10 protein-coding genes and 1 pseudogene are annotated in these 13,186 nt (G+C 63.4%); 3 read left to right on the forward strand and 8 right to left on the reverse strand.

The features are described 5' to 3' along the window. Positions 1-8 precede the first annotated feature (8 nt). Together IVB54_RS27855 and IVB54_RS27860 are read right to left on the reverse strand one after the other, a co-directional pair. A complete protein-coding gene (locus tag IVB54_RS27855; RefSeq protein ID WP_026233311.1) occupies positions 9-2,213 on the reverse strand; it encodes an amylo-alpha-1,6-glucosidase in 2,205 nt (734 codons plus the stop codon). A 56-nt stretch (positions 2,214-2,269) separates the two neighbouring features. Beyond that, positions 2,270-4,033, reverse strand: a complete 1,764-nt coding sequence (locus IVB54_RS27860) for an ABC transporter ATP-binding protein (RefSeq protein WP_026233312.1) — start codon at positions 4,031-4,033, stop codon at positions 2,270-2,272. Between IVB54_RS27860 and IVB54_RS27865 the strand changes: the two genes are divergently transcribed. Next, positions 3,956-4,201, forward strand: coding sequence for a hypothetical protein (locus tag IVB54_RS27865; protein WP_018457144.1), 246 nt, complete (start codon positions 3,956-3,958; stop codon positions 4,199-4,201). The genes IVB54_RS27860 and IVB54_RS27865 overlap by 78 nt on opposite strands. A 110-nt stretch (positions 4,202-4,311) precedes the next feature. Next, a complete protein-coding gene (locus IVB54_RS27870) occupies positions 4,312-5,382 on the forward strand; it encodes a glycosyltransferase family 4 protein (protein WP_018457145.1) in 1,071 nt (356 codons plus the stop codon). 133 nt (positions 5,383-5,515) lie between these two features. On the opposite strand, the gene IVB54_RS27875 is transcribed toward IVB54_RS27870, so the two are convergent. The 5 genes and pseudogenes from IVB54_RS27875 to IVB54_RS27895 all read right to left on the reverse strand — a co-directional run bounded on the left by IVB54_RS27875 (position 5,516) and on the right by IVB54_RS27895 (position 11,681). Further along, on the reverse strand, positions 5,516-7,447 hold the full coding sequence (locus IVB54_RS27875) for an alkyl sulfatase dimerization domain-containing protein (protein WP_018457146.1): 1,932 nt from the start codon (positions 7,445-7,447) through the stop codon (positions 5,516-5,518). Between the two features lie 124 nt (positions 7,448-7,571). Next, a complete protein-coding gene (locus IVB54_RS41715) occupies positions 7,572-8,852 on the reverse strand; it encodes a TRAP transporter large permease subunit (protein ID WP_240543406.1) in 1,281 nt (426 codons plus the stop codon). Between the two features lie 219 nt (positions 8,853-9,071). Next, positions 9,072-9,632: pseudogene (locus IVB54_RS41720) on the reverse strand (TRAP transporter small permease); the annotation flags it as partial. Positions 9,633-9,699: 67 nt separating this feature from the next. Beyond that, a complete protein-coding gene (locus tag IVB54_RS27890) occupies positions 9,700-10,701 on the reverse strand; it encodes a DctP family TRAP transporter solute-binding subunit (RefSeq protein ID WP_018457148.1) in 1,002 nt (333 codons plus the stop codon). A 209-nt stretch (positions 10,702-10,910) separates the two neighbouring features. Continuing rightward, the gene (locus IVB54_RS27895) at positions 10,911-11,681 is read right to left on the reverse strand and encodes a methyltransferase domain-containing protein (protein WP_018457149.1); all 771 of its coding nucleotides are present in this window, start codon (positions 11,679-11,681) and stop codon (positions 10,911-10,913) included. Between the two features lie 163 nt (positions 11,682-11,844). Between IVB54_RS27895 and IVB54_RS27900 the strand changes: the two genes are divergently transcribed. Then, entirely contained in the window at positions 11,845-12,588 is a 744-nt protein-coding gene (locus IVB54_RS27900) for an SDR family oxidoreductase (protein WP_085352088.1), read from the forward strand. A 110-nt stretch (positions 12,589-12,698) separates the two neighbouring features. On the opposite strand, the gene IVB54_RS27905 is transcribed toward IVB54_RS27900, so the two are convergent. Further along, on the reverse strand, positions 12,699-13,052 hold the full coding sequence (locus IVB54_RS27905; protein ID WP_081747934.1) for a UBP-type zinc finger domain-containing protein: 354 nt from the start codon (positions 13,050-13,052) through the stop codon (positions 12,699-12,701). Positions 13,053-13,186 lie beyond the last annotated feature (134 nt).

Below are 13,186 nucleotides of genomic sequence, written 5' to 3' on the forward strand. Positions count from 1 at the left end.
GCGCGCCGCTAGCGCGCCAGCACGATCGAGACCTGAATCTGGCCACGCGTGCGCAACACCTCCAGCGCCACGTCGTCGCCATGGCGGCTGACGCGCAGGTCCACGCTGGACTCGCCCAGACGCAGATCGCGCAAGATCACCTCGTGCAGGAACGCCGGCAGATGCGGATTGCGCAGCCGGATCTCGCCGCGCGCCACGTCGAACTCGATGCCCAGCGCCGCCTCCAATAGCGTGAACGCCGTTGCGCTGGCCCAGGCCTGCGGCGCGCAGGCGACCGGATAGAGCGTCGGGCCGCGCCGCTTTTCGCGCCGGAAACCGCAGAACAATTCGGGCAACCGGCGCAGGTCCATGTAGGTCGCGGCGTCGAACAATCCCTTGAAGACATGCGCGACCGAATGCTTGAGCCCATAACGCGCGAGCCCGAGCGCGATCAGCGCATTGTCGTGCGGCCAGATCGACCCGTCATGATAGGACATCGGATTGTAACGCACCTCGCCTTGCGCGACGGTGCGGATGCCCCAGCCCGAGAAGAAATGCGGCCGCATCAAATCGGCGGCGACGAGGCGCGCGCGGTCCTCGCGGATCATGCCGCTGAACAGGACCTGGCCGGCGTTGGAGGTCCGCACCTTGCAGGGCCGCTTCTTGCCGTCGAGCGCAAGCGCATAGGTACCGAGCTCCTCGCACCAGAACGCGGCCTCGAAACGCTCGGCCAGCGTCTTGGCCTCGGCCTCGAGCTTCTTGGCGAGATCAGGCTTGCCCAGGCGGAGCGCGCAGCGCGCGGCGAGCCGCTTGGCCGCAAAGACGTAACCTTGCACTTCGGCCAGCGCGAGATTGCCTTCCGCGAGCTGGCCATCAGCATGGAAGATCGCGTCGTAGGAATCCTTCCAGCCCTGGTTGGCGAGGCCCTTTTCCGTGGCGCGCTGATATTCGACGAAGCCGTCCTTGTCGGGATCACCGGGGCCGTCGATCCAGGCCAGCCCCGCCTCGATCGCCGGCCACAGCTCGGTCAATGTCGCCTCGTCGCCGGTGCGTTCGAAATAGCTTCCTGCCAGCAGGACGAACAAGGCCGTGGAATCGACGCTGCCGTAATATTGCGCGAACGGTACCTCCCGCAGCGCCGCCATCTCGCCGCCGCGCATCTCATGCAGGATCTTGCCCGGCGCGGCATCGGCGAGCGGGTCGACCGCCTTGGCTTGGAAATGGGCGAGCCGCCGCAGCACGCCCTTGGCGATTCGCGGATCGACCCACAGCATCTGCAACGCGGTGATCAGCCCGTCACGGCCGAACGTCGTCGAGTACCAGGGAATTCCTGCATAGGGATAGCGGCCCTGCGGCGTCTCCGTCATCAGCATGTTGAGGTCGGCCATGGCCTGGCACAGCACCTCGTTGAAGATGTTGTTGGAGGTCTCGATGCTGGCCGCCCCCATCGTCGATTGCCGCATCTCGCGGCGATGGGCGAGCAGGCTCCTGAAAAAGCGCGCCGGCTTCTCCGCGACCGGCCGGTTGCAGGACACGGCCACGAACAAGGATTTCGACTCATGCGGGTCGAGTTCGAGCTGCCAGGTCGCGGCATTCACCGACAACTTGGTTGGGCGCGGGTCGAAATGCAGGCCCGTGGTGCGCTCGGCGTCATCGAGACCGCGGTAATCGAACAGCACGTCGGTCGGTCCCAACAGCCGGCTCGAGCCGATGCCGCGGCGCGGGCGCCGTTCGCCGCGGACCTCGAACAGATCGGCGAAATCGTTGTCGAACAGCAGCGTCAGCGCAAAGCCGGCTGGGCGGTCGCCGTGGTTCTGCACGCCGATGCGCTGATACGCGGTGCCGCGCCACAGGAAGATCGTGCGCACGATGTGCAGCAGGTCCTTTTGCAGCACGAGGCTGCCCTGCCGGTAGATGTCCGGATTGGTGAGATCGACGGTCAGGGCTGAGTTGTCGTCGCGCAGGTTCGAGCCCAGCAGTAACGGCTGGAGATCGTCGAGCACGAGCTCGAGCCTCGCAAGGTAGCGCGTGTCGTGATGAAACAGGCCATCGGGCCCGCCGGCCGAAGCGCCGATGTCACCATGGCTGTCGAGCACGATAAAGGTGTCGTCGTGCTTGAGCGAACGCCGCGGCCGCGCTGACGGTCCCGTCATCGGAATATAGAAAGGCTGCTCCGCGACCTGGTCCACGGTCCGCGTCACAGAGACGAATTGGGTAACGGCTTCAGCCGACATCAGCAGCTCCCCTGCGCTTGTTTCGACACGCAACCGACTCGAACGCGACTATTGGTTTACGCGGCGGCTTGGGCGAGCCGGCTCATTTCCTGCGTGACCAGCTCACGATAGGGCCCGTGGCCCTGCATCAGACGCTCGGGCGACCCGTCCTCGATGATCTTACCACCCCTCAACACGACCACGCGATCGAAATTGCGCAGGGTCGCGAGGCGATGCGCGATCGCGATGACCGTCCGGCCGCGCATCAGCCGCGACAACGCCTCGCGGATCGCCTCCTCGGATTCGCTGTCGAGCGCGGCGGTCGCCTCGTCCAGCAGCAGGATCGGCGCGTCCTTCAGGAAGGCGCGCGCGATTGCGATGCGCTGGCGCTGGCCGCCGGACATCTTGACGCCGCGGTCGCCGACCATGGTGTCGAGACCACCAGGCAGACTCTCGACGAAATCGCAGCGCGCCGCAATGGCTGCGCGCAGCACCTCGTCGTCGGTCGCGTTCGGGCGACCATAGCGGATATTCTCGCGAATCGAGCGGTGGAACAAGGAAATGTCCTGCGGCACGACCGAGATGGCCTCGCGCAGGCTCAGCTGCGTCACCTTGGAAATGTCCTGGCCGTCGATGGTGATACTTCCCTCGTCGGTATCGTAGAAGCGCTGGAGCAGCGTGAACAGCGTCGACTTGCCGCCGCCGGACTGGCCGACCAGGCCGACCCGCTGGCCGGGTTGCAGCCGCAGGCTGAAGCGCTCGAAGATCTTTTCGCCGCCGGGATAGCCGAAGGTGACATTGTTGAACGCGATCGCGGCGCCGCTCTTCACCAGCGGCTCGGCCTCGGGGTGGTCGCGCAATTCATGCGGCACCAGCAATGTGGCGATCGCCTCGGTCAGCCGCGCAACGTGCTGGGTGACGTCGACCAGCGCCACCGCGAGATCGCGCGTCGCGTTCAGTATGGAGAGACCGAGGGTGCAGACCAGCACGACGTCGCCGGTCGTTGCCCTGCCATCCTGCCAGAGCATGATCGCCCATGCCATCAGGGCGATCGTGAGCACGACTGTGACGCCGGCATGGATAAGCCGCAGCTTCTCCAGATAGCGCAGGCTGCGGCCGCGCGCGGTGAGCTCCCGGTTCACGGTCGCGTCGAACCGCTCATGCTCGTGCCCGATGCCGCAGAAGGCGCGCACCAGCGGCATGTTGCTGATGACGTCGATCATCTCGCCGTCGACGACGGCGGCTTTGTCGGCGAAGTCGTCATGCAGCGGTTTCCCTGCGGCCGCAAGGCGGAACATCGCAAGCACCATGCCGCCGGCAATCACCATCAGGCCGAGTGCCATGTAAGGGCTGACGGTTCCAATCAGCGCGATGGCCGCAACTGTTGCGATGCACGGCGGCAACACATTCCAGACGAACATGTTTTCGACCGTGAACACCGCATTGGACGTCGCCGTGATGCGGCTCGTCAGCATGCCGGGCATCCGGTCGGAGAAGTAGCTCGGCGCGTGGCCGGTCAGATGACGAAATATGTCACGGCGTAAATCACCCGTGACACGGACGAAGGTGAAGCTGGCGGTCCAGCTCGCGATCCGCCAAAGGAAATTATCGGCGGCGATCAACGTCATGAGGAAAATGAATGCCAGCCATACGCTCCCACCATGCGAAGCGCCGGCCGACAAGCTGTCGACCAGGGATTTGACGCCATACTGAGTGCCTACTGAGCAGGCAACGGCCGCCACCACAGCGGTCAGGATCACGAGATGCGACGCGAGCCGACGCCGAAGATAGCGCAAAACAAAGGCAAACGGCCGGTGCGCATACCCAGAAAGATGATCCATGTGACTATTGACCCCGTCGTGATGATTCAAACTTTTGTTGTTAGCCGACTGAACATCGACCACTTCGCCTCGGTTCCCGGGCAACGCCATCACGACATGCGGATGCGGGCGTTCTGCGAAGATGTGATGGCAGCATCGCGACAGGCGTCCGACGTGTCGAATAAGTAACGTTCGGAAGGAGGAACTTCGCAAGTGCGGGAACGTTCCCTTGTCTGGCGTGCCGGTGCAGAACAGGCGGGGGCTTTCTACAATCATGATCGCACAGAGGAGATGGTGAGATGCGCATCGCGCAGGTAGCTCCGTTGACGGAGGCTGTTCCACCCAAGCTGTATGGCGGCACCGAGCGGGTGGTGCATTGGTTGACGGAAGAGCTGGTGGCCCTTGGGCACGACGTAACGCTGTTCGCCAGCGGCGATTCGCAGACCTCGGCGAAGCTGGACGCGTTATGGCCCCGGGCGCTCCGCCTCGACGGTTCCGTGCGCGATCCCAATGCGCTGCACATGGTGATGCTGGAGCGGGTGCGGCAGAAATGTGACGACGAGGAGTTCGACTTCCTCCACTTCCATCTCGATTATTATCCGTGGTCGCTGTTCTACCGGCAGCCGACACCGTTCCTGACCACGCTGCACGGCCGGCTCGACCTGCCGGAGCATCAACCGGTCTTCAACACCTTCTCGAAGGTCCCCGTCATCTCGATCTCGAACGCGCAGCGCCGGCCGGTGCCGCAGGCGAACTGGGTGAGGACGATCCACCACGGCCTGCCGGAGAACCTGCTGACGCCGAAGCCGGCGAAACAGGAATACCTCGCCGTGCTTGGCCGCATCGCACCGGAAAAGGGCGTCGACCGCGCCATCAAGATCGCGACGCATTGTGGCATTCCGCTCAAGATCGCCGCCAAGGTTGATCGTGCCGACCAGGATTACTATGACGAGCTGATCCGGCCGATGATCGAGAACAATCCGCTGGTGGAATTCATCGGCGAGATCAGCGATCACGAGAAGTCGGACTTTTTGAGCGGCGCGCTGGGCTTATTGCTCCCGATCGACTGGCCGGAGCCGTTTGGCCTGGTGATGATCGAGGCCATGGCTTGCGGAACGCCGGTCATCGCCTTCAACCGCGGCTCAGTGCCGGAGATCATCGACGAGGGCCTCACCGGCTTCGTCGTCGAGGACGTCCTCAGCGCGGCCGGCGTCGTCGGCCGCCTGCAGCAACTCGACCGCTCCGTCATTCGCAAGCAGTTCGAGACGCGTTTCACGGCGCGTCGCATGGCGCTGGATTATCTCGCGGCCTATCGCAGCCTCGGCGAGGAACAGGCGCCGCGGATCAAGCTGGTGAGCAGCGCGGAGTAGCCACTGTCATGCCCCGCGTAGGCGGGGCATCCAGTACGCCGCGGCAGCAGTTTGCTCACGCAACTCCCGCCGCGGAGTACTGGATCGTCCGGTCAAGCCGGATGATGACAGTAGGAACGCGGTGACGGCTGCCCTACCTCACCACGGCCCGCTTCGGCTCGACGATCTCGAACATGCGCGGGAATTCGTCCATCAGGCCCATCAGCTCGGCGAGGCGCATCGGGTTGCCGGCGAATTTGACCTTGCCGGCGGCCACGGCCTCCGGGAAGCTGGTCAGTTTTGCGATCACCTCGTCGAGCGTCGACCGCGCCAGCGTGAAGCTGGCATCGGCATTGTGCGCCTGCATGCCCTCTGTGTAAGTCAGCGCGCAGTTCTCCAGATTGAGCACGAAGGTTTCGCCGGTGTCGGAGAAGCTCCAGTTCAGCACGATGTGCTTTCCTTCCGCCTTTGGTCCGTTCAGGCGGATGCCGAGCACGTCCCAGAGCTGTGAGGTGCGCAGCGCCGCCAGCGTCTCGCGCGGCATCGGCGGGCGCGCCGGCACCTTCGGCATGCCCTGGCGCAATTCCTGCGCGCCGAACAGATAGGCATTGCGCCAGGTCGCGCTTTCAGCAGCGTAGCCGAGCTGCTCCAGCGTATCCGCAAGCAATGCACGCGCCGCCGCGTTGTCCGGCTGGGCAAAGACGAGATGGCCGAGCGCCTGCGCCACGAAGCGGAATTCGCCCTTGTCGAAATCGACACGCGCCCGCGCGAGGATGGCGTCGGCGCCGCCCATGTACTCGACGTATTTCTTGCCCGACTCAACCGGGGGCAAAGGATCGAGATTGACCGGATTGGCGTCGTACCAGCCCAGATATTTTTGATAGATCGCCTTCACATTGTGCCGGATGTGGCCGTAATAGCCGCGGCCGTGCCAGGCGCCCTCCAGGCTCTTGGGCAGCTGGATCGTTTCAGCGATCTCGGCCGCGGTGAGGCCGTGGTTCATCAGGCGGATGGTCTGGTCATGCGCGAATTTGTAGAGGTCGCGCTGCTGCCGGATCATCGTGCCGATGCGTTCGTGTCCCCACACCGGCCAGTGATGCTGGCCGCACATCGCCTCCGCCTTGCCATCCCAGAGCTGCAAGGCCTCGCCCAGATATTTCGACCAGGCCAGCGCGTCGCGCACGTCGGCGCCGCGGAACGGCAGCAGATTGTGGAAATTGTGGGTGCAGTTCTCGGCGAGGTTCAACAGCTTGTAGCGCGGGATGAAGAAATGCATCTCCGCCGGCGCTTCGCTGTTCGGCGCCATCTGGAATTCGAATTCAACGCCGTCGATCACGCGCCGGTCGCCGGTCGCCATGATCAGGTCGGTCGGCCGCAGCAGCGCCACCGAACCTGCCGCCATCGACTTGCCGAGGCCGCAATCGACCTGCCCGCGCGCGCCCTTGGCGAGGAGAGGCCCGAACTGGTACTGCGCCCGGCGCAGCATCGCAGGTCCCGCGATGATGTTCTCGGAGACGGCATGCTCCATGAACAAGTTCGGCGCGATGATCGGCACGCGGCCGGTCGCGAGTGCATCCTCCTCCAGCACGCCGCGCGCACCGCCCCAATGGTCGGTGTGGGTATGGGTGAAGATCACGGCCGCGACCGGTCGCTGGCCACGATGCTTGTAGTAGAGATCGAGCGCGGCGCGCGCCCCCTCGATCGAGGTCAGGGTGTCGATGACGATGACGCCGCTGTCGCCTTCGATCAGCGTCATGTTGGCGATGTCGAGCCCACGCACCTGGTAGATTCCGGGCACCACCTCGAATAGGCCGTGCTGCATGTTGAGCCGCGACTGCCGCCACAGGCTCGGATTGACCGTGGCCGGCGCCTGCTCGGCGGCGAGAAAGGCGTACGGCTCGAGGCTCCAAACCGTCCGCCCTTGCGGATTGGTGATCTCCGCGTTCTCGATCGTGCCGAGGAAGCCGCGCGCGGCGTCGTCGAAATCGCGCGTGTCGGAAAACGGCAGTGCACTCAGCTTCGCCGTTTGCTGCGCGATGACGCACGGCGTTGCGCCCTTCGGCTCGTTGCTGGACGTGTCCGTCATCTCGATCTCCTCCCCGCCTGTTGCGCGGCATCTAACCGCATCCCGCGGCCGATTGCCATGACGGGAGGACGCAGCAATGCGTAACCCCGCGCCCACAGGTGGAGAGAAGCAGCGTGTTCGCGGGCTACATGCCCAACAGTCTCGGCAGCCACAGCGACAGGCCGGGCCAATAGGTCACGACCACCAGGAATCCCAACATCGTCAGCAGCCATGGCCACACCGCGACCGTGAGCTCGGTGATACCCATCTTGGCGATGCCTGAGGCCACGTAGAGATTGAGGCCGACCGGCGGATGGCACAGCCCGACCTCCATGTTGACCGTCATCAGGATGCCGAAATGGATCGGATCGATGCCGAGCTTGATCGCAACCGGAAACAGGATCGGCGCCATGATCAGGATGATCGAGGATGGCTCCATCACGTTGCCGGCTAATAGCAGCAGGAGATTGACGACGAGGAGGAAGCCGATCCAGCCGAGGCCCTGGTCGATCATCCATTGCGCGAGCGCTTGCGGCACGTTCTCGTAAGTCATCAGGAACGAGAACAAGACGGCGTTGGTGATGATGTAGAGCAGCATCGCTGAAAGATTTGCCGACGACAGCAGCACCCGCGGCACGTCTCGCAGCTTCAGATCCTTGTAGATGAACACTGCGACGATGAAGGCGTACACCGCGCTGACGGCGGCAGCTTCGGTCGGTGTGAACAGGCCGCTGTAGATGCCACCGATCACGATCACGATCAGCAGGATACCCCAGATCGACTTGCGGAACGCATCGAAGCGTTCGTAGAGGGTTGCTTTCGGCATCCTCGGATAGTCGTTACGCCAGGCCCGGTAGAACGTCGTGGCGCCAAGCAGCATGGCGAGCACCATTCCCGGCACGATGCCGGCGATGAACAGCTTGCCGACGGAGGTGTTGGTGGAGACGGCAAACAGCACCATTGGAATCGACGGTGGAATGAGAATTCCCAGCGAGCCGGAGGTCGTGATCACGCCCGCCCCGAACTTCTTGGGAAATCCCTGCGCGACCATCGCGGGCAGGATCACCGATCCGATCGCCACCACGGTGGCCGGCGACGAGCCGGAAATCGCGGCGAACAGCGCGCAGGCGACCACGCCCGAGAGCGCAAGGCCTCCGTACCAATGGCCGACCAGCGAAGTCGCGAACGTGATCATCCGGCGCGCCACGCCGCCATGGGTCAGGAAGTTGCCGGCAAGGATGAAGAACGGGATCGCCATGATCTCGAAGCTCTCGATGCCGGTAAACAGCTTCAGCGCCACCGATTCCGTCCGTACGTCGGTCAACGTGAACATGAAGCTGAGCACGGTCAGGCCGAGCGCGATGGAGATCGGCATGCCCGTGAGCATCAACGACAGCAGAAGGCCGAAAACCACGGCGACACGCAGGCCCTGCGGCATCGTGATCACGTGCGCCGAATGGGCGAAGCACACGGCGACGATCAGGACCGGCAACAACATCAGGACCCAGCCGAGCGGGCTGCGTTCGTCGCGGACGACCTGACTGCGCGTGACCGGGGCCGGATGGACCGGGTCTATTTCGACGCCCTCGACGCCTGCCATGTCGTGATGCGGCAGTTCGCCGGTGCGATAGAACGACCAGGCGACCTGCAGGAAGCGGAAGCACATCAGCCCGGAGCCGAGCGGGATGGTGAGATACACCAGCCACATCGGTGCTTCCAAGTCGTTGGATTGCTGGCCGGTCTGCCACATCTGGCCGACGAACGCGGCCCCGAAATAGCACACGATGGCAGTGAAAAGGGCGCCGCACATCAGGCCGAACGTGATGACGCGGCGGCGCGATCCGCCGGGAAGGACATTGACCAGGACGTCGACGCCTACATGGATGCCGGTGCGCACCCCGTAGGCCGCACCGAACTTCGCCATCCAGATGAACATGTAAATGCAGAGTTCCTGCGCCCAGGACAAGTCGAGAGCGGCAAGCCAGACGAACGCCGCTCGCGCGGGCGCGGCCAGCAAGGACAGATTGCGCGCCTCCGCCCATTTGGCGATGTCGATCGACAGCCCGGCGCCATATCGGTGCAGCACGGCAACGAAGATGAGCAATGTCGCGGCCGCGATCATCGTCGCGATCAGCCATTCCTCGAGATGATCGAGCACACGATTCAATGCACGCAGCAACTTGGTCCCCTCAGCTTGGCTCATCATTCAAGAGCAACGGCCGGGAGTGCGATCACCCCCGACCGTTCATGGTTGTTCTTCCAGCGCGCCGGCGTCAGTTCATCTTGACGTCGAGTTCCTTGGCGAGGAGATCGAGCACCTCCTGCCCGACCCGCCCCTTTGCCCATTTGTAGGTCGGCTGCATCGCCTCCTGCCACGCCTTGCGATCGGCGTCAGTCAGATAATGCAGCGTGGTCTTGCCCGTCTTCTTGATCTCGGCCAGCGCATCCTCGTTTTCCTGACGCGCGATCGAATTGGTGTAGTCGGTCGCCTCGTTCATCGCCTTCTCGAGCTGGGCGCGGATATCGGGCGGCAGGCCGGACCAGAATTTCGAATTGACGATGACGGCATATTGCAGGTGCGCGTGATAGGACACCGTGATGTCCTTCTGCACCTCGTAGAACTTCTGAGTCAGGTAATTGGACGCGGTATTCTCGCAGCCGTCGACCACGCCCGTCTGCAAAGCCTGGTAGACTTCGGAAAACGCCATTATCTGAGGGATCGAACCCATGATACGGAGATATTGGTCGGCGACCTTCGATCCGGAGATGCGGAATTTGAGACCCTGGAAATCGGTCGGCTTTATCAGGGCACGGTTGGCGGAGAGCATGTGGAAGCCGTTGTCCCAATAAGCGAGCCCGGTGATGCCCTTGGTCTCGAGCTTATCGAACAGCCACTTGCCGATCGTGCCCTTCATCGCGTTGGAATAGGTTTGATCGTCCTTGAACAACCAAGGCAGGTCGAGCGCCTCGAACTCCTTGATACCGAGCGGTGCGAACTTCGCGGTCGAGGGGGCGAGCATGTGCACCGAGCCAAGCTGCAGCGCCTCGATCTCCTCCTTGTCCTTGTACAGCGTGGAGTTCGGGTAGATTTCGACCTTGACCTTGCCGTCGGTGTACTTCTCCGCAAGTTCCTTGAACTTCAGGGCGCCCTTGCCCTTGGGAGTATCGTTGGCGACGACGTGGCTGAATTTGATGACGATCGGGCTCTGGGCCTCGGCAACGGCGGGCCCCACGAGAACAGCTGCGGCGGCGACCGCAAGAAGCAGCTTGCGCATGAACGAACCTCCCAACAACCTCTAAAACCGGGTCTTTTTTGTTTTCCGATTTCAGTACTGACAGCAATCCGCCACCCGAACAACTAGACCTAAGCCCAATTTGCCGCAGCCAAGCAACCTTCAAGCTATCTTGGCCGCTGCTGAATGCGCAACCGGCACCTGCTGCCGCTCCCGGAAACGAGCGCTTATGTCGCATTGCGGCAGTGCGATCAGCCGTTGCGCTGGGCGACCATGAACAGACGCCGGAACGGAAACAGCGTCTGTCCCGCGGCGTTCTTCGGATAGGCTTTCGCGACCCGCATCCCATAGGCGGCTTCGAACGCGGCCTTCTCGTCGCCCTGCAAGATGTCGAGATAGCGCGTCAGCCAGGTCCCCTTGGTCCACTCCTTCACGGGATTCTCGCCTTCCAGCACCTGCAGATATTCGGTCTCCCAGATGTCGATATTGGCCGACATCGGAGCAAGAAGACCGTGATAATAGGCCGGCGCTTCGACCGGCGGCGGCGTGACGAGATGCTCGACCTTGGACCGCCAGGGACCGTTCAGCGCGGTCTCGCCGATCAGCACATGCGAGGGCGCCAGAAAGTTGCGCGGCATCTGCACAGCGAGCATTCCGCCGGGCGTCACCTTCTCCATGATCGACGGAAACAGGGCCGCATGATTGGGCAGCCAGTGCAGCGCGGCATTGGAGTAGACGACGTCATATTGCTTCGTCGGACGCCAGTGGCCGAGATCCTCGTGTGACCATTCCACGTCCGGCGCCGCCTTGCGGCCGGCGGCGACCATCTCGGCCGAACCCTCGACACCGGTCACCGTCGCGTCCGGCCAACGCTCCTTGATCAGCTTGGTGACGTTGCCGGCGCCGGCGCCGAGATCGGCAATCGCACGCGGACCAGAATCCGGGATCCGCATCAAGAGGTCGACGGCGGGCCGGAGCCGGTGGCCGGAGAATTTCAGATATTGCTGCGGATCCCAGACCATCGCTCGGCGCCTTTTCTTTTTCGTGTTCCCTTCAACGCGGCTCTTGGTTACCACTGCTCCTCCCGGTCGGGCAAATCAGGCTGACGGGGACAGGGCAGGAAAACGAACAGAAGAACGAACAGCCCAGCGACAAGCAGAAAAGCGAACAAGAGGGCGTGTCACCATGGATCTCGGGCTCAAATCGAAAACCGCCGTCGTCACCGGAGCGAGCGTCGGCATCGGCCGTGCCATCGCCAAGGGCTTGGCTGCCGAAGGCGTGCGCGTCGTCGGCGTGGCACGGCGCACCGACCTGCTCGCCGAGCTGGTAACGGAAGTCGGCTCCGGTCTGATCACGCCATTCGAGCAGGACGTGATGGCCAAGGACGCGGCCGAGAAGATTTCGGCGTTCGCGCTCAAAGAGCTCGGCCATGTCGACATCCTGATCAACAATGCCGGCGGAAGCCGCCCCCTCCCCGTCGATGCGCCTGACAGCCAATGGGACGAGGCGATCGCGCTGAATTTCACCAGCTACCGCCGCATCGCGCATGCGCTGCTGCCGCAGATGATCGAGCGCAAATGGGGCCGCATCGTCAACATCACCGGCAAGTCCGAGCCGGAAGGCCTCAACGCCGCGTTTGCCGCCAAAGCCGCCGTGCACGCCTGGGCCAAAGGCCTGTCGCGCGAGATCGGCGAGCACGGCATCACCATCAACTGCATCCCGCCCGGCCGCATCATGAGCGAACAGATCCGCCGCAACTACGCGCCTGATTATCGCGAGCGCTTCGCGGAAGAAGAGATCCCGGTCGGCTATTGGGGCGAGCCGGAAGACCTCGCCGCGCTCGCGGTGTTCCTGGCATCACCCGTGGCGCGCTACATCACGGGCACGGTGATCCCGGTGGATGGGGGGTTGCGGAGGTATCAGTTCTAGAACCGATTGGACTTCGTAGGATGGGTAGAGCGCAGCGAAACCCATCGACAGCATACGACGTGAACCTGATGGGTTTCGCAAGTGCTCTACCCATCCTACGGCCTACCGCCTTACTCATGCAGCAGCGTTTGCCAGTCCGGAGGCACCGCGCCGTCCGGTCCGGGCACCGGCTGATCCAACGGATGCGCGTGAGGACCTTGAAGCTTCGGGCCGGCGAAAGCCTCTCCCGTGCGATAGTCGTAAAACCATCGTTCGCCCGGCTCGAAGCTCGTGATGATCGGATGACCTGTCGCCGCGCTGTGTTTCGTTGCGTGCTGATTTGGTGACGCATCACAGCAGCCGATGTGACCGCATTCGACACATCTGCGAAGGTGAAACCACCACCCGCCCGCAGCCGAGCATTCCACGCACCCCGTTCCGCTTGGTTTGGCCGCGAGATTGATGCCACCCCTCTCAGACTTCATAGGTCAGCTCACTGAAATTGCCCGCAGCCACCACCGATGCATTCACGCCGCGATCTCCGCCACGATCGCATTTTGCCAGTGTTTTGCCCGACGGGTCAACGTCATGGCAGCGGCGAATGCCGCCGCTGCGCGGT

The sequence above is a fragment of the Bradyrhizobium sp. CW1 genome (genome assembly GCF_023100665.1).
Taxonomy (GTDB): domain Bacteria; phylum Pseudomonadota; class Alphaproteobacteria; order Rhizobiales; family Xanthobacteraceae; genus Bradyrhizobium; species Bradyrhizobium canariense_D.